21 protein-coding genes are annotated in these 21,595 nt (G+C 69.8%); 5 read left to right on the top strand and 16 right to left on the bottom strand.

Annotated features, from left to right (window positions below):
* Window positions 1–48 precede the first annotated feature (48 nt).
* Window positions 49–327 (bottom strand): winged helix-turn-helix transcriptional regulator, encoded by a 279-nt coding sequence (locus ACQP1O_RS26655; protein WP_433561185.1) that lies wholly within the window; start codon window positions 325–327, stop codon window positions 49–51.
* Window positions 328–457: 130 nt separating this feature from the next.
* On the opposite strand from ACQP1O_RS26655, the gene ACQP1O_RS26650 reads away from it, so the two are divergent.
* On the top strand, window positions 458–1,030 hold the full coding sequence (locus tag ACQP1O_RS26650; RefSeq protein ID WP_433561184.1) for a carboxymuconolactone decarboxylase family protein: 573 nt from the start codon (window positions 458–460) through the stop codon (window positions 1,028–1,030).
* Between the two features lie 18 nt (window positions 1,031–1,048).
* Here ACQP1O_RS26650 and ACQP1O_RS26645 read toward each other — a convergent pair whose 3' ends face one another.
* The 4 genes from ACQP1O_RS26645 to ACQP1O_RS26630 form a co-directional block, all read right to left on the bottom strand.
* The gene (locus tag ACQP1O_RS26645; RefSeq protein ID WP_433567804.1) at window positions 1,049–1,981 is read right to left on the bottom strand and encodes a 3-methyladenine DNA glycosylase; all 933 of its coding nucleotides are present in this window, start codon (window positions 1,979–1,981) and stop codon (window positions 1,049–1,051) included.
* Complete coding sequence (locus ACQP1O_RS26640; protein ID WP_379402004.1) at window positions 1,981–3,045, bottom strand: hemolysin family protein; 1,065 nt, start codon at window positions 3,043–3,045, stop codon at window positions 1,981–1,983. The genes ACQP1O_RS26645 and ACQP1O_RS26640 overlap by 1 nt, the downstream gene beginning before the upstream one ends.
* Window positions 3,038–4,414, bottom strand: coding sequence for a hemolysin family protein (locus ACQP1O_RS26635; RefSeq protein WP_433567803.1), 1,377 nt, complete (start codon window positions 4,412–4,414; stop codon window positions 3,038–3,040). The genes ACQP1O_RS26640 and ACQP1O_RS26635 overlap by 8 nt, the downstream gene beginning before the upstream one ends.
* 339 nt (window positions 4,415–4,753) lie before the next feature.
* Window positions 4,754–6,190 carry a GuaB1 family IMP dehydrogenase-related protein gene (locus tag ACQP1O_RS26630; RefSeq protein ID WP_433561183.1) on the bottom strand — a complete coding sequence of 479 codons (1,437 nt, stop codon included), beginning with the start codon at window positions 6,188–6,190 and terminating at the stop codon, window positions 4,754–4,756.
* A gap of 95 nt (window positions 6,191–6,285) precedes the next feature.
* On the opposite strand from ACQP1O_RS26630, the gene ACQP1O_RS26625 reads away from it, so the two are divergent.
* On the top strand, window positions 6,286–6,726 hold the full coding sequence (locus tag ACQP1O_RS26625) for a nuclear transport factor 2 family protein (RefSeq protein WP_433561182.1): 441 nt from the start codon (window positions 6,286–6,288) through the stop codon (window positions 6,724–6,726).
* Window positions 6,727–6,734: 8 nt separating this feature from the next.
* On the opposite strand, the gene ACQP1O_RS26620 is transcribed toward ACQP1O_RS26625, so the two are convergent.
* The 7 genes from ACQP1O_RS26620 to ACQP1O_RS26590 all read right to left on the bottom strand — a co-directional run bounded on the left by ACQP1O_RS26620 (window position 6,735) and on the right by ACQP1O_RS26590 (window position 13,624).
* Window positions 6,735–7,118 (bottom strand): hypothetical protein, encoded by a 384-nt coding sequence (locus ACQP1O_RS26620; RefSeq protein WP_433561181.1) that lies wholly within the window; start codon window positions 7,116–7,118, stop codon window positions 6,735–6,737.
* A gap of 215 nt (window positions 7,119–7,333) precedes the next feature.
* On the bottom strand, window positions 7,334–8,749 hold the full coding sequence (locus tag ACQP1O_RS26615; protein ID WP_433561180.1) for a DEAD/DEAH box helicase: 1,416 nt from the start codon (window positions 8,747–8,749) through the stop codon (window positions 7,334–7,336).
* 286 nt (window positions 8,750–9,035) lie between these two features.
* On the bottom strand, window positions 9,036–9,977 hold the full coding sequence (locus ACQP1O_RS26610; protein WP_433561179.1) for a M48 family metalloprotease: 942 nt from the start codon (window positions 9,975–9,977) through the stop codon (window positions 9,036–9,038).
* Between the two features lie 43 nt (window positions 9,978–10,020).
* A complete protein-coding gene (locus tag ACQP1O_RS26605; protein ID WP_354831823.1) occupies window positions 10,021–10,422 on the bottom strand; it encodes a BlaI/MecI/CopY family transcriptional regulator in 402 nt (133 codons plus the stop codon).
* Window positions 10,423–10,500: 78 nt separating this feature from the next.
* Window positions 10,501–11,328: an ABC transporter ATP-binding protein gene (locus ACQP1O_RS26600; RefSeq protein WP_433561178.1), complete on the bottom strand. Its 828-nt coding sequence runs from the start codon at window positions 11,326–11,328 to the stop codon at window positions 10,501–10,503.
* Window positions 11,325–12,368, bottom strand: coding sequence for a FecCD family ABC transporter permease (locus ACQP1O_RS26595; protein ID WP_433561177.1), 1,044 nt, complete (start codon window positions 12,366–12,368; stop codon window positions 11,325–11,327). Before ACQP1O_RS26595 ends, ACQP1O_RS26600 begins: the two co-directional genes overlap by 4 nt.
* A 218-nt stretch (window positions 12,369–12,586) precedes the next feature.
* Entirely contained in the window at window positions 12,587–13,624 is a 1,038-nt protein-coding gene (locus ACQP1O_RS26590) for a FecCD family ABC transporter permease (protein WP_433561176.1), read from the bottom strand.
* 114 nt (window positions 13,625–13,738) lie between these two features.
* Between ACQP1O_RS26590 and ACQP1O_RS26585 the strand changes: the two genes are divergently transcribed.
* Complete coding sequence (locus ACQP1O_RS26585) at window positions 13,739–14,443, top strand: hypothetical protein (protein ID WP_433561175.1); 705 nt, start codon at window positions 13,739–13,741, stop codon at window positions 14,441–14,443.
* 143 nt (window positions 14,444–14,586) lie between these two features.
* Here ACQP1O_RS26585 and ACQP1O_RS26580 read toward each other — a convergent pair whose 3' ends face one another.
* Genes ACQP1O_RS26580 through ACQP1O_RS26570 form a run of 3 tightly spaced genes read right to left on the bottom strand, consistent with a single transcriptional unit; the run spans window position 14,587 to window position 17,828 of the window.
* Complete coding sequence (locus ACQP1O_RS26580) at window positions 14,587–15,702, bottom strand: nucleotidyl transferase AbiEii/AbiGii toxin family protein (protein WP_433561174.1); 1,116 nt, start codon at window positions 15,700–15,702, stop codon at window positions 14,587–14,589.
* Complete coding sequence (locus ACQP1O_RS26575; RefSeq protein WP_433561173.1) at window positions 15,699–16,349, bottom strand: hypothetical protein; 651 nt, start codon at window positions 16,347–16,349, stop codon at window positions 15,699–15,701. The genes ACQP1O_RS26580 and ACQP1O_RS26575 overlap by 4 nt, the downstream gene beginning before the upstream one ends.
* Before the next feature lie 54 nt (window positions 16,350–16,403).
* Window positions 16,404–17,828, bottom strand: coding sequence for an amidase (locus tag ACQP1O_RS26570; protein ID WP_433561172.1), 1,425 nt, complete (start codon window positions 17,826–17,828; stop codon window positions 16,404–16,406).
* Between the two features lie 156 nt (window positions 17,829–17,984).
* Between ACQP1O_RS26570 and ACQP1O_RS26565 the strand changes: the two genes are divergently transcribed.
* Together ACQP1O_RS26565 and ACQP1O_RS26560 are read left to right on the top strand one after the other, a co-directional pair.
* On the top strand, window positions 17,985–18,962 hold the full coding sequence (locus tag ACQP1O_RS26565; RefSeq protein ID WP_433561171.1) for a LuxR C-terminal-related transcriptional regulator: 978 nt from the start codon (window positions 17,985–17,987) through the stop codon (window positions 18,960–18,962).
* A 353-nt stretch (window positions 18,963–19,315) separates the two neighbouring features.
* A complete protein-coding gene (locus ACQP1O_RS26560) occupies window positions 19,316–20,296 on the top strand; it encodes an AraC family transcriptional regulator (RefSeq protein ID WP_433561170.1) in 981 nt (326 codons plus the stop codon).
* A 12-nt stretch (window positions 20,297–20,308) separates the two neighbouring features.
* On the opposite strand, the gene ACQP1O_RS26555 is transcribed toward ACQP1O_RS26560, so the two are convergent.
* Complete coding sequence (locus ACQP1O_RS26555) at window positions 20,309–21,268, bottom strand: AraC family transcriptional regulator (RefSeq protein ID WP_433561169.1); 960 nt, start codon at window positions 21,266–21,268, stop codon at window positions 20,309–20,311.
* Window positions 21,269–21,595: the final 327 nt, after the last annotated feature.

Raw genomic sequence — 21,595 nt, 5'->3', positions numbered from 1 at the left:
CCTGATGATCACGCATATGCCAACGCGATGGTCGCAGTGCTTAACGAGTCAGGTTGTGCTGGAATGGGTTTCGGCCCAAGTGTCAGCCCAGGCGTCGAGTGGGCCGAGTGCGCCGCGCAATGCGGCACCCAGTGGAGTCAGCGCGTACCCGTCCTCGTCTGCGTGCAGCACCCCGGCCTCCGTGAGTTCCCTCAGGCGTTGATACAGCACGCTGGACGACAGTCCCTCGCATCGAGCGAGTAGACCCCGCGCTCCGACCGGACCGTCCTGAAGTTCCCAGATGATGCGCAGGGTCCACCGCCGTCCGAGCAGGTCGAGGGCCGCCATCAGCGGGCGTCCTGTCGAGGAACCGTGTACCGGTCTTCCGGGTCGTGGGACTCCCATCGCACTCCTTGTGTTTCGAATATCGAAACACTAGCATCCGGGGTGTTTCTATTTCCGAAACATGGGAGTTGGGATGTCCAGAATCGAACCTCTCGAGCCGCCGTACGCCCAGGAAACCGGCTCACTGCTGGCCCGAATGATGCCCGGTGGCGCGGCCCCGATCGGCCTGTTCCGGCTCTTCGTCAAGAACCTGCCCATGGCCACCGCGATGCATGGCTGGGGAGGCTATGAGCTGAGCAGGGAGCTGTCACTGAGCCTTCGCGACCGCGAGATCGTCGTCGACCGGACCACCGCCCGCTGCGGTTGTGAATACGAGTGGGGTGTGCACCTCGCGGTTTTCGCCGGGCGTGCCGGGCTCACCCCGGAACAGCAGATCTCGCTCACCCACGGCGGGCCCGACGATCCTTGCTGGACAGTCGAATCCGAACGCCTGCTGATCCGCGCGGTCGACTCCTTGCACGACGATGGCGATATCGATGACGGTCTGTGGGGCGAACTGGCGAAGGAGTTCGACGAGCGGCAGTTGCTGGATCTCGTGCTCCTGTGCGGCTGGTACCACGCGATCAGCCTCGTCGCGCGTGTGACCAGATTGCCGAACGAGCCCGGTACGCCGAACTTCGCCGATCTGAGGGCGACTGCGGAATAGACCCACCGCGCCTCCGCTTCACGACGGGGTCGTGATCACCCCGGTCAGCAGTTCTCGGCAGGCGTCGAGGAGGCGAGTGCGGAGGAGCTCGGCGCGGGTGGCGACGTCGGCCTGGGCGCGGACGTATTCGGCTCGGCCGGAAGGGGTTTCGATGCGGATGGGGTCGTAGCCGTAATCGAGGAGGTCGTAGGGGCTGGCCTTCATGTCGAGTTCTCGGGCGGCGCAGGCCAGTTCGAAGGCGTCGAACAGCAGATCGGACGAGATCAAGGGGGTCAGTTTGAAGCCCCACTTGTAGATGTCCATGTTGGCGTGGAGGCAACCCGGTTGTTCGCGGTCCATCTGTGATTCGCGGGTCAGGGATTCGAGGTTGCGGGGGCCCGCTTCGGGGGTGAAGAACCGGAAGGCGTCGAAGTGGGTGCAGCGCAGTTGCATCGACTCCACGACGGCGTCGGTGCCCTGGGGGCCCAGACGGAGGGGGACCTGTTGGTGTCGGACATCGTCGGTGCGGTAGACCATCGCCCATTCGTGGAGGCCGAAGCAGGAGAGCTGGGCGGGACGGGTGGCTGTGGCCGCGAGAAGTCGGGCGACGAATTCGAGGGTATCGCGGCGCTTTTCGAGGAAGGCCGGATCGGCGGTCCAGCCGGAGGCCGGAGCACCGGCGGGGCCGGTGGCCGAGATCTGGTGGTAGCCGCGGGAACCCGCGTAGTCGTCGGCGTCGGCGAGTGCAACGCCGAAGCCCGGATGCCACTTTCGGAGTTGGGCGGGCTTGTGGCCGTAGTAGGTGAACAGGAAATCGATCACCGGGTGTTTCGAACCGGCCGCCCGGCGTTCGAGATACGGGCCGACCAGGGCGTCGACGCGGTCGCGGTGGGCGGCCGCCCGGCCCCGCCAAGCGGGGCCGGACAGCCATTCGGGTCCGGATGACACGGTGGAACCGGTGCGTGCGTTCATCATTCGGCGAGGCGGTGGGTGGCGTCGCGGACCGTGCCGACGAACTCCTCCACCAGATCTTCCAGGGCCACGATGCCGACCGTGTTGCCGCGGCTGTCGACCACGCGGCCCAGATGCGAGTTGGTGCGGCGCAGGCGGGCCAGCGCCTCGAACAGGGTGGTGCCCATGCTGACGGTGGGCAGCGGGCGGATATCGGTGCGGGGGATTGGGGTGCCCGGGCCCGCACTGTCGTCGGCGGTCAGATCGAGCACGTCCTTGACGTGCAGGTAGCCGACCAGGGAACCGTCGTCCGCGCGCACCGGGTACCGGGAGAATCCCGTCTCGGCGACGGCGGATTCGATATCGCCCAGCGTGGTCCCGTCCCCGCGCAGCGGCACCGAGCGGGTCTTGGCCAGCGTCACCATCACATCGGCGACGATCCGGTCGCTCGAGCCCAGTGCCTGGGTGAGGCGGCGATGCTCCTCCTCGTCCAGCAGGCCCTCCGAACGGGACTCGCCGAACATCTCGGCCAGCTCCACCGACGACACCGTGGAGTCCAGCTCGTCCTTCGGCTCGATCCGCAGGGCACGCAGGGTGATATTGGCCGCGAAGTTGTAGATCGCGATCAACGGCTTCGCCAGCCGCAGCCACATCAGATGCAACGGAACCAGCAGCAGCGCCGATCGTTCCGGCCCCGCGAGCGCGATGTTCTTCGGAATCATCTCGCCGAGCAGAATGTGCAGGATCACCACGATGGTCAGCGCCAGCGCGAACGAGATCGGATGCAGCAGCGAATCCGGCACGCCCACCAGATCGAACGGCTTCTCCAGCAGATGCGCCACCGCAGGCTCACCCACGCGACCCAGCAGGATCGAGCAGATGGTGATGCCCAGCTGCGCGGCCGCCAGCATCATCGACAGGTTCTGACCCGCCTCGATGACCGTGTTGGCGCTCCGCTTGCCCTGCGCGGCAAGCGCTTCCAGCCGGTCGCGGCGCGCGGAGATGAGCGCGAACTCCGCACCCACGAAGAACGCGTTGCCCAGCAGCAGCACCAGCGTGAGCAGGACGGCGTACAGATCACCCATGGCTGTGCTCCCAGGTCGCGAGGGCCTCGGCGTCGACCGGCCGGATCAGGACGCGGTCGATGCGCCGTCCGTCCATCCGCTCCACCCGGGCGATCCAGCCGCCCTTGGTGTGCGGCTGCTCCAGCTGATGGTTGCCGGGCTGCGGCAGCAGCACCTCGTCGCCGGCCTCGGGGATCCGGCCCAGCCGGGTCAGCACCAGGCCGCCGATGGTCTCGTACTCGCCCTCGGGCGCGTCGTAACCGGTGGTGCGGGAGACCTCGTCGATGCGCAGCAGGCCCGAGCAGTTCCAGCCGTTGGGGGTGCGGCGCACATCGAGCTCCTCCTCGTCGTGCTCGTCGCGCACGTCGCCGAGGATCTCCTCGATCAGGTCCTCCATGGTGACGATGCCGGCGGTGCCGCCGTACTCGTCGACCACCAGCGCCACCTGCATGCCGTCCCGGCGCACCCGCTCCAGCACCTCGTCACCGTCGAGGCTGGCGGGCACGATCGGCACCGGCTGGGCGATCGTCTTCAGCTTGATGCTGCGGCGATCCTTCGCCGGATGCACGAAGGTCTGCTTCACGTGCACGAAGCCCAGGGTGTTGTCCAGATCGCCGTCGATGACCGGGAACCGGGAGTAACCGGTCTCGCGGGCGGCGTCGACCAGATCGGCGAGAGTGCAGTCCCGATCGAGGGATTCGATCGTCATGCGCGGCGTCATCAGTTCCTCCGCGGTGCGCTCACCGAACTGCAGCGAGCGATCCACCACCTGCGCGGTGCGCTGATCCAGCACCCCGTGCAGTGCGGAAGTCCGCACCAGCGAACCCAATTCCTGCGGCGAGCGCGCCGAACGGAGTTCCTCCGCGGGCTCCACGCCCAGCCGGCGCACCGCCCAGTTGGCGGCCCCGTTCAGGAAATTGATCATCCACTTGAACACGGTGGAGAACGCGATCATCGGCCCGGCGGTCAGCCGTGCCATGGACAGCGGGTTGGCGATGGCGATGTTCTTGGGCACCAGCTCGCCGTAGATCATGGACAGCGAGGTCGCGATGAGCAGTGCCAGCGCCAGCGCAATGCCCTGTGCGGTACCGGCGCTCACCCCGAACGAGCGGAACATCGGCTCCAGCAGCCGCGCCAGCACGGGCTCGGCGATATAACCGGTGATCAGCGTGGTGATGGTGATGCCCAGCTGGGCACCCGACAACTGGAACGAGAGCGTGCGATGCGCCTGCCGCACCTGCCGGGCCCGGCGGTCGCCGTCGCGGGCGTGGGCCTCCACGGTGGAGCGTTCCAGGGCGGTGAGCGAGAATTCGGCGGCGACGAACAGAGCCGTGCCGGCGGTCAGAGCGATGAATCCGAGCAGACTGAGAACGGTGAGCAGGGCCGACACGGTCAGCACCACCTGGCCGTTTCCGAAGCCGGTATTGCGGGGAAGCCGGGTTCGTCACCCGGCTCGGTAGAGGAGCCCTCCTGTGAAGCGCCCTTGGACGCGGGTGACAACTGGTTCCTTTCGCAGGGGTTGCTGGCGGAGATACGCCACGGATACCCATTTCTTGGGTCCCGGTCACGCCATGCTACCGGGCGGCTTCCAGGGTTTCCGCACGGCGGGGCCGTATCACACCCGGCGGCGGCCCCGTATCGCCGCAGGGCCGGGCCCCACACACGCGAAACCCGGCGGATCCGAGAGGGACCCGCCGGGTTCGGGATGTGCAGTACTAACCGATGGTGATCACCAACCGGAGGGCAGCGGCCGGCCCTCGGCGAAACCGGCGGCCGATTGCACGCCCAGCACGGCGCGCTCGTGGAACTCGCCGATGGTGCGGGCGCCGGCATAGGTGCAGGAGCTGCGCACACCGGAGGTGATGTGGTCGATCAGGTCCTCCACACCCGGGCACTCGGGGTTCAGGCGCATGCGCGAGGAGGAGATGCCCTCCTCGAACAGCGCCTTGCGGGCCCGGTCGAAGGCCGAGTCGGTGGCGGTGCGGGCGGCCACGGCACGCTTGGAGGCCATGCCGAAGGACTCCTTGTAGCGGTTGCCGTCGCGGTCGACGCGCAGGTCGCCGGGCGACTCGTAGGTGCCCGCGAACCAGGAGCCGATCATCACGTTGGACGCGCCGGCCGCGAGGGCCAGGGCCACGTCGCGCGGGTGGCGCACGCCGCCGTCGGCCCACACATGCTTGCCGAATTCCTTGGCGGCCGCGGCACATTCGGCCACGGCCGAGAACTGCGGGCGGCCCACGCCGGTCATCATGCGGGTGGTGCACATGGCGCCGGGGCCCACGCCGACCTTGATGATGTCCGCGCCGGCCGCGATCAGATCGCGGGTGCCGTCGGCGGAGACCACATTGCCCGCGACCAGCGGCACGCCCAGATCCAACGCGGCCACCGAGGCCAGCGCCTCCAGCATCTTCTGCTGGTGGCCGTGCGCGGTGTCCATGACCAGGACGTCGGCGCCCGCGTCGACCAGGGCCTTGGCCTTGGCCGGGATGTCGCCGTTGATACCGATGGCGGCCGCGATACGCAGCCGGCCGTTGGCGTCGACGGCGGGGGTGTAGATGCCGGTGCGGATGGCGCCGGTGCGGGTCATCATGCCCGCGAGGGTGCCGTCGGCATTGACCAGCACGGCCAGGTGGGCGTGCTCGGCCTCGAGCAGGTCGAAGATGTCGCGCGGCGAGCTGTCGGCCGGGGCGCTGACGAAGTTGGTGTCGGCGACCACGCTCAGGCGGGCGAAGCGGTCCACGTCGCCGCAGGCGGCCTCGGTGACCACACCGACCGGCTTGCCGTGCTCGACCACCACGACCGCGCCGTGGGCGCGCTTGTGGATGAGGGCCAGCGCGTCGGACACCGACTGATCGGGATCGAGCACCACGGGGGTGTCGGCGGTGAGCGAGCGGCTCTTGACGAAGGCGATGGTGTCGGAGGCCGCGGGGATCGGAAGATCTTGCGGCAGCACCACGATGCCGCCTCGGCGGGCGACGGTCTCGGCCATGCGGCGGCCGGCGACGGCTGTCATATTGGCGACCACGAGCGGAATGGTCGTGCCGGTCCCATCGGTGGTGGAGAGATCGACATCGAACCGGGACGCCACATCCGTCCGGCGGGGGACGAGGAAGACGTCGTCGTAGGTCAGGTCGTAGGGCGGAGTCTGCCCGGGAAGAAACTGCACGTTGGACCATGGTAGCTGAATGCTGAGAGTTCGCGGTGCTATTGAGCGGGGAAAATGCCAGGCGGGTGCCAGCGGGGTCTCCTAGGTTGGCATTCGTGACCGATCTTGCGGCGCTCGCCGATCGACTGGATGTCAGCGACACCATCACCAAACTCTTCGTCTACTGCGACCAGGCCCGCTGGGCCGACCTGCGCGAGTCGGTGCTCGCGGAGGAGGTGTTCTTCGACAACGGCTTCGGCGGACCCGCCGGCCCGCAGCCCGGCGCCGACATCGCCGACGCCTGGGCCACCGGCCTGGGCGCACTGGATGCCGTTCACCACCAGGCCGGCAATCACCTCGTCGAGATCACCGGCGACACCGCGCTGGCGCACGCCGACGCCATCGCCGTGCACGTGAAGAACGATGCCACCGGCGGCACCACCCGCTGGTTCGTCGGCAGCTATGTCCTGGGTCTGCAGCGGACCGAAAAGGGCTGGCGCATCGACCGTTTCGAATACAAGCTGAAGACCATCGACGGCAATGCCGACCTGCTCTGAGCGGTAGCTCAGGACGCGGTGGGGATGAACAGCGCCTCGAAGGGCGGTTCGCCCACCGCGACGGTCGTGTGACCGCATCCCTCGGTGTCGGCGGCCAGCACCAGATCACCCGGTGCGAACCGCCGGCGCTCACCGTCGGAGGTGGTCACCTCGATCGCGCCGCGCAGCATGACCACCCATTGCCGGGCCGGGGCCGGATGCGGCTCACTGTCGAAGCCCGCGCTGCGCAGGAAGGACACACCCGCGGCCGAGGGCATGCCTCCGACGGCCATGGCGGGCACTCCGATCGCCAGAGTTCGCTCAGCCAAAGGGATTTCGGCGTCGGTGAACTTCGAACCACCCTCATGTGTGCCTTCGATGACGGTGTAGCGCAGGTTCTTTCGTTCGCTCATGGCCCAAATGTTCACCGCCCGGCTGCGAGTTCGCGATTCCCTGCGGGGAATGACGCGGAGGCTGTCCGATCCCCGTGCCGAGCCACCGAAGTGTCGTTTGCTAAAAGATTGCTATGGCCACTTTTGGGCTCGGAGTAATCTCAATCTCGTCCGATTTGCCGGAAAACCTGCTCGATTTCGCGCGCGTGTCGTAGGAACGTCCAAACGTGTTGGCGTCAGCGGGACGAACGTCGGGCCGCGCCCGGCTTGCGCTTCTTGTTGTGCGCCCGGCTCTCGCCCTTCGGCCGTTGCCCGAACCGTGACTGCTCACGCGGAGCCTCTGCCGCGGGCGCCGGCGGCGCCGAAGGATCCGGCACCGGACGGCCACTGGGCCGGCGCGCCCCCGTGATCTCGAGCAGCCGCCGATCGCCCGGCCGCACCTCCACGTCGGTGAGCGTCACCGAGGCCCGCTCCGCCAGCCGCGTGGCCTCCTCCCGATCGTCCGGGGTGACGATGGTGACGACCGTGCCCGACGCGCCCGCCCGCGCGGTCCGCCCGGTCCGGTGCAGATAGTCCTTGGGATCCGCGGGCGGATCCACGTGCACGACCAGCGAGACATCGTCGATGTGCAGCCCGCGGGCGGCCACATCGGTGGCGACCAGCACGGGCGCGGTCCCGTCCGAGAACGCCGCGAGCATGCGATTGCGCTGGTTCTGCGCCTTGCCGCCGTGCAGCGCGACCGCGCCGATCCCGATCTCGCGCAGCTTGCGCGCCAGCTTGTCGGCACCGTGCTGGGTGCGCACGAACAGCAGCGTCCGGCCCTGCCGCGCAGCGATTTCGCTGACCACCGCCCGCTTGTCGGACCGCCGGACATGCAGGGCGTAGTGCGCGATATCGGGTCCGGCCGCGACACTCCCGAGCTCGCTGCCCGAATCCGTGTCTGTCACACCGGTTTCCACCGGCCCCGACGGCATCGCGGCCGGAACGGTGCCGATCGCATGGGTCGCCGGTTCCCGCAGGTACTTCCGCACGAGTCCGTCGACCGTCTCGTCGAGGGTCGCCGAGAACAGCAGCTGCTGGGCCTCGCCCGGCACCTTGTTGAGCAGCGCCGTCAGCTGCGGCAGGAAGCCCAGCTCGGCCATGTGGTCGGCCTCGTCGACCGTGACGACCCGAATGTCGCCCAGCTGCACCGCTTTCCGCCCGAGCAGATCGGTCAACCGCCCCGGCGTCGCGATGACGACGTCCACCCCGCGCGCCAGCCGCTCCTCCTGCTTCTTGATCGGCAACCCGCCGACCGCCGTGGCCAGCCGCAACCCCAGTGACAGCGCGGGCTCGTCCAACGCGCTCTCGATCTGAATCGCCAGCTCCCGCGTCGGGGCCAGAATCAGCCCGCGCGGCCGCCGCGGCGCACTCGGCGCACCGAACAGCCGCACCAGCATCGGCAGCCCGAATGCCAGGGTCTTCCCCGAACCCGTCGCCGCCCGGCCCAGCACATCGCGTCCGTCCAGAATGTCCGGAATTACCGCCGCCTGAATGGGAAACGGCTTTTCGATCCCGCCCCGACGCAGCGCCTGGACCAGTACGGGCGGCAGTCCCAGATCCGCGAATCGCACCTCGCCGCCTCCGGAACCGGCCCCCGCACGGTCGTTCACCGGGCTCGTGGTCCCAGCCGGGTCGCACTGGTCTCGCCCGCTCTCACGGGCGCCGGTCCGGCGGCGGGCTTCGGCCGCTCGGTCGGCCGGCGAAGCCTCGGCTGCGGGTGACGAGTCGGTGGCGATGGTTTCCTCCCGGGCTGAACTGGGTGTCGAAGTCGGAGTGGGTGAAGGGTTGCCGCTGGTTGCGGGCGGTGGCGGAAGGCTCTCGCCCGGGCCGGAACCGGAGGGGGGCATGGCGGATTGCGCCGCGCCCGAGCCGGATTCGGGGGCGGGTAGGTGGGGATCAGGCACGGCTGACCAGGCGGCTGAGTTCGACCAGCCAGGGGGTCGCGACGGCGAGGGTCGGGACGACCAGGATCGCGGCGGCGGCGAGGTAGGCGGCGACGGCGATGCGGAGATCGCCGATCGGACCGGCCAGGCGCTGGATGCGGATCAGGGTGGTGGGGCCGCCGACGGCCATGGCACCCTGCGGGGCCGGGGAATTGGAGCAGGCCACCAGGGCGCGTGCCAGGGGAGTGGGGCCCGTGACCTTGACCGCGGAGTCGTCGGCGAGCAGTTCGATGAGCAGCTTCACCGAGTCCAGCGCGGATTTGGAACGGACCAGGCGGGGGAACGCCTCGTGCGCGGCGGTGAAGGCCTCGAGCACCAGGTCGTGGCGGGCGCGCAGGTGCGAGCGCTCGTGGCTGACGATGGCGGTGAGTTCCTCGTCGGACAGGTTGGTGACGGTGCCCTGGCTGAGGACCACGCGCCGGCGCAGGCCGGGCAGGCAGTAGGCGATCGGCTCGGTGGCGGCCAATACCCGGATGTCGGCCGATTTCCGGTGCACACCGGACTGATCGAGCAGGTCGACCAGCATGCGGTGGCGGGCGCGGCGGCGGCGGGTGTGGATGCCGACCCGGATCACCGACCAGATCAGCCGCGCCCCGACCAGCAGGGTGAGCGCGAACACCAGGACCAGGCCCAGCCACAGCGGCAGACCGAGGGCGTCGATCTCCTTGCTGGGCGTGGTGGTCGGACGGCCGTCGCCGCCCGGGACGAGGAGCCGGGAGGCGATGGCGAGTCCGGAACCGAAGGCGCTCAGCACCGCGGCCAGCGCGATCGCCTGCCACAGCACCAGCGCGGCACGGGGGCTGCGGTAGGGCCAGGTGGCCCGGCTGAGCAGCGTTGGCACCGGTCCCGCCAATAACAGGGCGAGACCGGCGAAAACCGGCGCTGTCCAGTCCATGTCCTCAGCTCACTGCGTTGTGGGGCTCGGGCCGAGGCTACGGCTATTTGGACTCGGGTTTGTCCTTGCGTGCCACCTCGGTGGCTTCGAGCTTAGCGAGTGCGTCGCGCAATGCGGCAGCCTCGTCCGCGCCGACCTGTTCGACGAAGTGCACGAGCGCGGCGCGGCGGCTGCCCACCTCGTCCGCCTGCTGCAGTGCGTCGACCATGAGGCTGGCGACGAGTTCGTCGCGCGTGTGCACCGGCGCGTAGCGGTGCGCACGGTCGTCGCGCTGCTGGACCACCAGATTCTTTTTCGCCAAGCGCTGCAGAACGGTCATCACCGTGGTGTACGCGAGTTCACGACGCTCAGCGAGGGCTTCATGGACCTGCCGGACCGTTTGCGGTTCGTCGGCCGACCACAACTGGTCCATGACCGCTTTCTCGAGTTCACCAAGACCTGCCATCCCACAAGTTTACGGAGACAACGACAGGAATGCGTACTACAGCCCGTCGTAACCGGCGAGTTGCTGGTGTGGTATTGCTCATACCCCGGCATCCGCCGGCATGTCTCCGGATCGGGAGTCGCGCACGTGCCGGGCGCCGATGGGCACGATCATCGGCCGCCCCGACACCGGGTCCTCGAGCACCTCGGCGCGCAGCCCGAAAACCTCGCGCAGCAACTCGGCGTCGATGATGTCGGCGGGGACGCCTTGGGCGACGATGCGGCCGGCGTGCATGACGATGAGGCGGTCGCTGTAGCGGATGGCGAGATTCAGATCGTGCAGCACCATGACCACGGTGCGGCCGAGATCGTCGTGCAGGCGATCGACCAGGTCGAGGACCTCGAGGGAATGGGCGAGGTCGAGGTAGGTGGTCGGCTCGTCGAGCAGCAGGATGTCGGTGCCCTGGGCCAGGGCCATGGAGATCCAGGCGCGCTGGCGCTGGCCGCCGGAGAGCTCGTCGAGGGTGCGGCCCGCCAGGTCCGCGATACCGGTCTGTTCCAGGGCGGCGGTCACCTCGGCCTCGTCGTCGGCCGACCACTGCCGCAGCCAGGACTGATGCGGATGACGGCCGCGGGCAACCAGATCCGCCACGGTCAGGCCCTCGGGCGCGACCGGCGTCTGGGGCAGCATGCCGACGATCCGCGCGATGTCCTTGGTCTTCATGGTGGAGATGGCCTTGCCGTCCAGCAGGACTCGGCCCGACCGGGGCCGCAGCAACCGGCCCAGCGAGCGCAGCAGCGTCGACTTGCCGCAGCCGTTGGGGCCGATGACGGTCGTGATCAGCCCGGGCTCGATCTGCACCGACAGCCCGTCGACGATGACCCGCTCGCCGTAGCCGAGGGTGATGTTTTCCGCCGCGAGAGTCACAGTGTCGCCTTCCGGTTGGTGCGAACGAGCAGGTAGAGCAGGAACGGTCCGCCGACGGCCGCGGTGACCACGCCGACCGGCAGCGAGACGGGAAAGACGGTGCGCGCGAGCAGGTCTGCCCCGACCACCGCGATCGCTCCGACCAGCGCCGAGGCGATGACCGGTTCCCCGGGCGTGTGCAGCAGCCGCCGCGCGATCTGCGGCGCGGCCAGCCCGACGAACCCGAGCGGGCCCGCCGCCGCGGTGGCCAGCGCGGCGCAACCGACCGCGGCGGCAATGAGAATCGCCTGCTGGGTCTGGATGCGGACGCCGAGAATGCGTGTGGTGTCGGTGCCGAACCGCAGCGCGGCCAGCGTCCGGGCCGATCCGGCCGTGACGAGCAGCGCGACGCCCAGGCCGATCGCGGCGGGCACGAGGGTCGACCAGTCCGCCGCGTTCAGCGACCCGGTGAGCCACTGCTGGGCATGGGCGGCATCGGTGAGCGTGGCCCGCGTCAGCAGCCAGCTCACCACCGACAGCAGCGCGGCGTTCACGCCGATCCCGATGAGCACCAACCGGAATCCCATGACCCCGCTGTCCCCGGTCGTGGTCCGGCCCCAGGCCAGCAGGTAGATCAGCACGGCGGTGAGCAGCCCACCGGCCAATGCCGCCGCCGAAACTCCCAGCGCCGCGGCGGTACCCGTCCCGACGCCACCCATCCCGACCAGCACCGCGACCGCACCGCAGCTCGCGCCCGAGGTGATGCCCAGCAGATCCGGGCTGGCCAGCGGATTGTGCAGAATCGACTGCGTCACCGCGCCCGCCGATCCCAGCGCCGCCCCGACCACGATCGCGGTCAGTGCCCGGGGCAGCCGCGAATCCATGATCACGAACCGTTGCGCGCGAGTCCCTCCGCCGCCGAGCACATCCAGCACTCGCCCGAGCGGAATCCGGAACTCGCCCACCGCGATATCCAGTGCGAACAACCCGAACAACAGGGCCGCGAGCGCGATCACGGTGAGCAGCGCGCCGATCCGCAGCACCGCCGAGAACCCGCCCACGCGTACCGCGGGCCGGACAGCGCGCAACTCGTCGGCCCGAGCCCGGTCGCTGTAACCGGCTGGTTCCGCACTTCCGGGAGTGCCGGGGTGATCCGAGGCGATCGGCGGTGTCGCCGGTGCGGGCCGGGAGGAGGGTGATCCGGTGTTTCCGGAAGCGTTTGCCGTGAGGTGGCCAGAGCTCACAGGGGCTGAGGTGTTCTCGGGAGGTGTCGGAAGAGTCACAGGCTCACCAGCTTTCGGCGGCGGACCAGAAGGATGAAGAACGGTGCTCCCAGGGCGGCGAGGGTGACACCGGCCTGGAGTTCGCCCGGGCGGGCGATGAGACGGCCGGCGGTGTCGGCGAGGAGCAGGACCAGAGCGCCGAGCAGGCCCGAAAAGGGGAGTAGCCAGCGGTAATCGGGGCCGGTGAGGGCGCGCGCCAGGTGGGGGACGATCAGGCCGAGGAAGGCTATCGGTCCGACGGCGGCGGTGGCCGCGCCCGCGAGGAGGACGACCGCGGCCAGGCCGAGCGCCCGGCTGCGGGTGACATTCACGCCGAGACCGCGGGCGACATCATCGCCGAGGCCGAGCAGGTTGAGGGCGGGGGCGGCGGCCAGGGCGAGGATCGTGCCCAGCGCCAGGAAGGGCAGGGCCTGGCCGAAGGTGGAAGCGTCGTGCCCGGCCACGTCGCCGACCACCCAGTAGCGGTAGGTATTGAGGGCCGTGCCGTCCAGCAGGACAACGATATTGGTCATGGCCTGCAGGAATGCGGTGACGGCCGCGCCCGCGAGGACCAGGCCGAGCGGGCTTGCCCGGCCGCCCCCGAGCGAGGAGACGCCGAACACGACCAGGCCCGCGAGCAGCGCGCCCGCGAAGGCGAACCAGATGTACTGCGCGGGCGTGGTGAGGGCGAGCAGGTGAATGCTCAGCGCGGCGAGGAAGGCCGCACCCGCATTGATGCCGAGTAATCCGGCGTCCGCCAGCGGGTTTCGGGTGTAGCCCTGGATCAGGGCTCCGGCCATGCCGAGCGCGAGTCCGGCGACCAGGGCGAGTCCTGTTCGCGGAAGGCGTAATTCGCGCACGATCTGGGCGGCCGAGCCGTCCGCTGGACACGAGAGTGGCAGTCCACCAGGGCAAATGAGCGCGTCGTACACGGTTTCGAGGCTGAGATTCCGGGAGCCGAGGGCGATGCTGGCCGCGATCGCACACAGCAGCAGGGCGGCGAGAACGAGAAGTCCGGACAGACGTCGCCGTCTGGTGGTGACTACGGCGGGCACGGTGACGAACTACTCCTGACGGGTTCATTGCTCGATAAGTCTGGTAAGCCTAACCTATCTTCCTGTGCTCGTTGTCCATGCATTGGCCGAATAGTCGATGAATGAGGAGGTTCGATGCTCGAACCCGTAACCGTGTGCCCGCCGCGCGATTCCAGGCTCGCCTTCGGGACGGCCTGTTCCCGCCTGCGTGCCCTCCAACCCGAACACCCGCGCGTCTACGCCGTCGCCGCCATAGCCGACCAGGGCAAACGCCGCTGGTGGCGGCTCGCCGACGGCATCCGCGAGGGCCGGATCGAGGTGATGTACCGGCGGCACGCGGCCGAGATGAGCAATGCCGACATCGCGGCCGAGGTGGTGGCCACGGCGCTCATCCACGCGGTGATCGGACGGGTGATGGCCATGGTGGTGTCCGAGCGCCGAGCCTGGGATCCGGGCCTGGAGAACCTGTGGATCCACACCGACAACGACGGCGGTATCGACTGGGCGGGCCTGTCCGACACCACGATCCGCGTGATCGACGGCGACCCGCTCACCGGCGAGGACGGCGTCGTGGCCCTGCCCTGTGAGCCGGCGCTCTACGTCTGGCTCGCCCACCGCTGCGTGCCGGCCCTGCCCCTGGTCCAGGAGGCGATGGCGCGCTGCGCGGGTCTGGGGGTCCGCCGCTTCTGGGGCCTGGTCGCGGAATCCATTGTGGGCGCGGCGACCTACGTGCCCGCGCTGTCGCGCACCTCGTCCTCGGAGGGCGCGCGCCGTGGCCAGGCCATGCTGGCCGCGTTCGAGGACCGTGGTCTACCGGTCCGCCGGGCCTGCATCAGGTAGGCCCGACCCGCGCCGGCGCCGGCCGGTCAGGGATGGACACCGGCCCCTGCTGCGTCGTCCGTGGCCCGGGTGGGGTCGGGCTGTGGCCGGCGCACCGTGGTTCCCATGCCACGCGTGAACGACTCGGTCCGGCGGTGATTCGGTCACTCGGTGGCCGCTGGTGGGGAGTACCAGCGGTCCAGGGTCGCGGCGACCGCGTGCGGGTCCGGCCGGGCCGCGATCCCAGGTATCGCCGGGTCGGTCGCCGCTCGGCTATCCGTATCGAGGGTGGCGAGCTCGCCGGGGAAGGCCGGCGCGAGGGCTTCGGTCAGCCGTCGAGCGAAGGCCTCCTGCTGGTCCGCCAGGTCTGGGCGGTCCTTCGCGAACTCGGCCCAGTCGGCGGCGATGGCGATGTGCCGCAGCTCGACGAACCTGGTGTCCGGGGTGACCGCGCGGAGCAGTTCCGGCGTCGGCGTGCAGTGCTCGGCGAGCAGAACGGCGTCGTAGAGGTCCTTGCCCTCGGGGAAGCGGTCGTCGGTGAGCCACAGCAGTTTCCACGCCAGCGACAGTTCCGGGCCGGCCGCGAGCATGGCGGCGGCCGGGCCGGGGCGGCCGAGGCGGGGGATCTCGGTCCAGCGCGGTGGTTCGGGCAGGTGCTCGTTGAACACGAAGTCCAATTGCACGGTGCCCGAGGGGATCCGGGCATCGGTGGCGGTCCAGGGCACGACCAGACGGCGGCCGGGGACGCGGTCGTAGGTCCAGATGTCGGCATCGACGGCGTCGCCGGCGCGGAGACGGATCGACGCGGAGGACTCGACGGCCACCCGGGCGGCGATATCGGCGAGCATGCTGTCGGTGAGGTCGCTGCGGAACTCCCACTCGGTGGGCAACACAATGAAATCCACGTCGCCGGGCTCGCGGGCCAGGTCGCCGAACCAGGCGCCGAGCAGCACACTGCCGCGCAATACCAGGTGGTCGGTCCAGGGAGAATCGGCGATGGCCGCCAGCACGGTATCGAGGGCGTCGCGTCGGGCGGCGAACCAGGCCGCGGCCAGGTCCGCATCGTCGAAGTGCGGTTCGCTCAAACGCATTCCCATACGGTGTTCCGCCATGGCGGGATCGAAGACCGGCCGCTGGATGACGCCGTCACCGGCGACCGGGAGCAGCGTGCCGGGCAGGTCGCGCAGTTCCCTGTCCGCTTCGGACGGCGGCTGGGCCGGGACCACGGTGGTGGGCTTCCACGGGCCGGGCCCCAGCGCGGTCCAGGGGGTGGCGGTCATGGCCGATTCCCTCCTTCGGCGATCCAGCCGGCGTCGATCGACTCGTCGGTGTCGAGGACGACGAATTCACGTTCGGCGGACAGTACTTCGTAGTTGTTCGCATGCAGCGCGGTCAGCAGGGCGGTGTGGCGGGCGGTGGCGGTGGCGTCGCCGACCAGGCGGCAGCGCTGCGTGACGAACCGCTCGATTCGGCCGTCGGGCCGGGTGCGCCGGGCATTGGCGGAGAGGTGTGCGGTGTGGGCGGTGGCGAGGCGGGCGAGTGCACGCATCTCGGTGCCGGGCGTGAGCAGCAGTTTGATGTGGTGCTCGAAGTAGTAGCCGGCGCCCAGTGTGACGGCTGCGGCATCGGTGGCGGGCACGCCCGCCGCCCAGGGTGTCGCCTCGATCTTGGTGCGGACCACCTCGAATCCGGCGGCATCGAGGCGCGCGGTGAGTGCCGCTACCGAATCCGCGACCGCGGGAAGCGATCCCGCGGCGCGGACGGTGAGCATCGGCTGGTCGATGACGCGGCCGCGCTCCAGCACGATGTGCACGAACTTCAATCCGTGTGCGGCGGCGTACCGTTCGAGGCGTCCGGCATCGGTCGCGCGCACGGTGAGGTGGGCTTCGAAGTCGCCGTGGAAGATCGGGGGAGCGGTCGCGGTCACCGCGCCATCCTCGCAAACCCACCGCCGTGCCGTCGCAGGGTTTTCGGCGGGGGATCAGTGCGCGTAGATCCCGGGGCGCTGCTCGTGCCAGGGGAGTCGGCGCTCCAGGTCGGCGGCGATCGCCAGCAGGGTGGCCTCCCTGCCGTAGCCGGCGACGAACTGCACACCGACCGGAAGGTTCGAGGCTGATCGGCTCACCGGCAGCGAGATGGCCGGGTTGCCCGTCGCATTGAACAGCGCAGTGTACGAACCGAATTCGAAGATCTTGCGATACCACTCGGGTGCGGTCAGCGCCGGATCGTCGGCATCGAGGTGCCCCAGCGGCAGCGCCGGGCGCGCGGTGGTGGGGGTCAGGTACAGGTCGTAGTCGGTGAGCAGGCGGGCCACCGCGCGGCGCGCCGCATTGAAGGTCGCTTCGACCGCGTACAGATCGGCCGCGGTACGGGTGGCGCCGTAGGCGACACAGGCGCGGGTGGTCGCCTCGAGGTGATCGGCGCCCGGCGTGACGCCCAGCGCGGCCGCGGCGGTGGTGACGGCGTCGGCGAGGAAACTGCACCAGGCGTCGAGGTTGGCGCGGTGGAACGCCTCGTAATCGACAGCGGGATCGGCCAGTTCGACCCGATGCCCCATGGCGGCGAGCTCGCGGGCGACGTCCGCGACCGCCCGCGCGCAGTCCGCATCGGCCTGCGACAGGTCGGCGGTCACGGCGATGCGCAGCACGGGTGCGGGCCGGGTGATGACCGTGCGGAAGCCGGCCGGTTCGGCGGGGAACAGGTACTTGTCCCCGGGTTCGCTGCCGTGCACGGCGTCGAGCAGGCCCGCGCAATCCCGCACCGTCCGGGTGACCGCGAACTCCACACCCATGCCCAGCAGCGGATCGGCGTAATCGGGTGCGGCGGAGACCCGTCCGCGGCTGGGCTTCAGCCCGACCAGTCCGCACACCGCCGCCGGGATACGGATGGATCCGCCGCCGTCATTGGCGTGCGCGACCGGCAGCGCCCCGGCAGCCACCAATGCGGCTGCGCCACCGCTGGATCCGCCCGCGCTGCGCGCCGGATCCCACGGATTGCGGGTGGGCGCACCGTAGGCGCGGGCCTCGGTGGAGGCGTTGAAACCGAGCTCGGGGGAGGTGGTCACCGCCATGGTCGCCAGGCCCGCCCGCCGGAAGCGGGTCATCAGCGCGGTGTCGTGCGGGTGCGCCACACCGTCGCCGAACAACCGGCTGCCATTGCGCTGCGGCACGCCCGCCGCGTGGATGATCAGATCCTTGATCGCGAACGGCACGCCGGCGAACGGACCGGACGGGTCGTAGTCCAGTGGCCGCTCGAACACCTCGCCCACCACCGCCCCGAGTTCGGGATCGACCTGGGCGATCGCGGCCGCCGCCGCGGCCTGGACCTCGGCGGCCCCGGCCTGTCCCTGCCGCATGAGGGTCGCGAGACCCGTCGCATCGTGTGCCGCGTAGTCGGCGATGTCCATCGGAAACCTCCCGGTGCTGTGTGCTGGTGCGCCAGAACGTAGGTCGCCCCGCCGGGTGCGGCGTCCGTCGATCGACGGACGCGGTTGAGCGGTCCGGATGCTGTCTGCACACCGTCCCGCGGCCGCGGGAATCGTGACCGGCGTCATACTGGCCGGATGGTTGCCGCATCTGATGAGGGTCTGGACCCGGCCGTCGCCCTGCGGGTCCGGACGTCGATCGCGGCGGCGACACCGGACCGGCCGGGTCTGGGCCGGGTGCTGTTCGAGCTGTCGCGGGTCGTTTCCTTCGAGCACGCGGCGCTGACACGGTTCGATCCGGTCGCCGGAGTGCATCGCACCGCGGCCAGTGTCGGCTATCCGCCTGGTGCGCTCGAGGTCATCGATACCTGCCTGCACGCGCATCCGATGTTCACCCAGCTCCGCGACGAGCGGGTACCACTGGAACTCGGTGAGGTTCCGGCCGCGGCCCGCTCCGGACCGGTGTTCGAGCGGGTCATCGTGCCGCTCGGCTACCGGCAGGGTCTCACCCAGCCGCTGTTCGGCGTGGACGGCCGTTACCTGGGCATGCTGAACATGAGTGGTACTGCGGGCCTGCCGTTCTCGCGGTCGTCGATGACCGCGCTCGCGCTGCTCGCCGACGTGGTGGGCGCGGCGCTCGATCCGTGCCGCAGCCCCGAGACCACCGTCGATCCCGGGGAATCGGTCGTGCTCGTCGGCCCCGGGAATGCCGTGCACGCGGTGACGGAGTTCGCCGCGCCCGGGTTGTTCGCGCCCGGTACCGCGGGATTCCGGCTCGCGCGATCGGTCGCCGAATCCGGTTGTCCGCGTGACCATCTGCTGCTCGTCGGCGGGGAGGTGTACCGGACCCGGATGCGCGCGGCCCGATCCGGTGGCACCCGGGTCGCCTATCGCCGGATCGACCCGCCGCACGCGCTCACCCTGCGCGAACTCGAGGTCCTCGCGCTGCTGCCGGCGGGTGGATCCAATGCCCGGATCGCCGCCGACCTCGGCGTCGAACCCTCCACCATCGCCACCCATATCGAACGCATCCTGCGGAAACTGAACGCGCCCAACCGAACCGTCGCCGCCACCACCGCGGTGCGCTGGGGCCTCGAGGTCGATGCCGTGGGCTGATCGGCCCGGAACATGAAGAGGCCGTGGGCTTCCGGGAAGCTCGTGACGGGGGGACCCGGTCTGCTCGGTGGTGAGCCCGTGGTCGCGACATGGCGGCGCAGCTGCAGCCGATAGTTTGCTGTTTGTGGTGGCGTGGGGGTACCGCGTCGATGGGTTCGCATGGTTCGCCGTGTGGTAAGCATCCTGTGCAGCAGGCGATCTCGTCACAGTCCCGAGAGCGGCGCGGGGGTGCCGAACCGGTGGTGTCGTCACGTGTGCTGGACGCTTGCTGTTACTCTTCGCTGCGGCGGCATCGGGTGTATTCACGTCGCCGTGTGATGAAGCGACGGTCGCGTCGAGATGGTGAGGACAAGATGGCTGTCGTATTCGACACCGCGTCGCTGCCGCGGCACGAGCGGGCCGATGCCATGGCCGCCGCGACCGCCGAGGAAGTGGCCGGCGCAGACGTGCGGTTCACCGATCCGCGCGCGGTCCACGGCCGGTTCGAGGAGTGGATCTTCGGGCCGGTGCGCCTGCTCCGGGCTGAACTGTCCGGCATCGAGGTGGTCAGGACATCCGGGCACATCCGGGCCAGTCCGGCGGGCATCCTGTCGATCGCCCGGCAGGCCGACGGTGTTCGCGTGCACGAGCATTTCGGCGTGCAGGAGGTGCTCACGCCCGGACTGTGCGGTGCCCTCGACACGGACACCCCGTTCGTCTCGGTGACCCGGGGACCCTCGATCAGCGTGAGCCTGCGCATCTCCCTCGACGAGCTGGGGCTGCCGGGAGGATCGGTGCGCGCCGCGGCCCTGGGGCTGCGGCACAGTCCACTGCACCCGATGGTGTCCACCTTCATCGCCGATATCGTCGGCCGCGCCGACGAGATCGAATCCGATTCCGGTGCCGCGGATATCGGGGGAATGTCCGCGGATCTGATCCGGGCGCTGGTGTTTTCGGCCGCCGGCGGACTCGCGGCGGACGGCTGCGGCGCCGCACTGCCCGGTCCGCTGCTGCTGGGCCAGATCGAGAGCTACCTGCGTTCGCACCTGGGGTGCCTGGACCTCACCGCGGCGGAAGTCGCCGCGGTACACAATATTTCGGAGCGGCAGCTGTACCGGCTGTGGGCCGATGCGGGCCGCTCGATGCGGCAGTGGGTGATCGCCGAGCGGCTCGAGCTGGCAGGTCGGATTCTGTCCGACCCGCAGCATGCCGGCCGCACCATCGGCTGGGTGGCGCGAACCGCCGGGTTCCGTGATGCCAGCCACTTCACCCGCCGTTTCCGCGCAGTCCATGGGGTCGGTCCGAGGGAGTGGCGTGCGGTCACGGGTGTGACCGGCGGTGCCGGTTCGGAGTGAGAGCGGTGGCGGTCATCCGGCCGTCGTGGCGTACCGCCAGTCGCGCGGAGTCATGCCGTAGGCCGCCCGGAAGCGGCGGGTGAAATGGGTCGCGTCGCGGAATCCGACGGTGTGGGCGATGGCGCTGATGGTGCGGCTGCCGTGGGCGGGATCCACCAGCAGCGCGCGGGCCGCTGCCAGCCGTTCGCCGATGATCCACTGCTCCAGCCGGATTCCCGCCGCCGCGCACAGCCGGTACAGGTAGCGCGGGGAGATGTTGTGCGCGGCAGCGATCTGCTCGACCCGCAGGTCCGGATCGGCCAGATGCTCGCGCACGTAGGTCTGGACCGCGCGGACCACGGCCTTGTGCGGGATGGTCGCAGAGCTGTCGCCCGTGTGCCCGGACGCCGAAAGCAGCAGGGCCCGCATCATTTCCACGCAGCACTGGCCGATCATGACCGCGGCCGGATCCCGTTCGAGCGCGTCGGCGCCCTCGATGAGTTCGGTGATCTGCCCGGCGATCATGTCGTGCAGCGGACTGTGGCGCAGCCGGCCTGCGGCCGCGGCGACGGTTTCGCCCGAAAGCCCGATCCGATCGCGGGGGACAGCGATACACCACGATTCGCCGATGCCGTCCCAGCCCGCCTCGAACGGCGCCGTGAAGTCCCAGATCGCGCATTCGCCGGGCGCGGTGGCGGTGTGCCGTCCGTGCTGATACTGATGCCGCACCGATTGCCGCTGCAACATCACCGCGACCGCCGAGGACGGCGTCCGATGCACCTGGGCGGTGGTGCGGCGCACCCGAACCGAGGAGATCCGTACACGATGCAGGGTTGCCACGCCCAGCCGCCACCGCTCGTGGCGGGCGACGATCCGCTCCGGCGGATCCAGCATCTCCGCATCGACCTGCAGAGCAACCGATTTCGCCAGTTCGGTGACCGCCGTGGGCCGGTGCTCGATCGGGTACGACTCCACGTCCAGGAGGACGGCCATCTCAACTCCCCTCGGAGCTCGCCCGACCTCGAGCTCCACATCCGTGCCGAACAAAACGACTGGCCCGATTTTATGGAGGCCCGGGCAAACTTCGTGCATCGGTGACGGCCCATTACTAGGAACGGAATGCCGGAAAATCCGCCGACCGGATCCGCCGATCGAACCCGACCTGCTCGTTCGCCTCCCGGACCGGCCGGCACCGGACCCGGCGCTGGCAGTCGCAGGCGACAACTGTGCGCCGACAGCACAATTGCGGGTCCGGAGGATCCGGAGTGACTGTGAGCAAATCCGATTACCCACACCGGGCACGAACGGAACCCAGAGGTC

It is taken from the genome of Nocardia sp. CA-151230 (assembly GCF_050942175.1).
In the GTDB taxonomy this organism is placed as follows: domain Bacteria; phylum Actinomycetota; class Actinomycetes; order Mycobacteriales; family Mycobacteriaceae; genus Nocardia.
The sequence above is the reverse complement of the archived record's forward strand: the minus strand, read 5'-3'. Positions and strand labels throughout refer to the sequence as shown.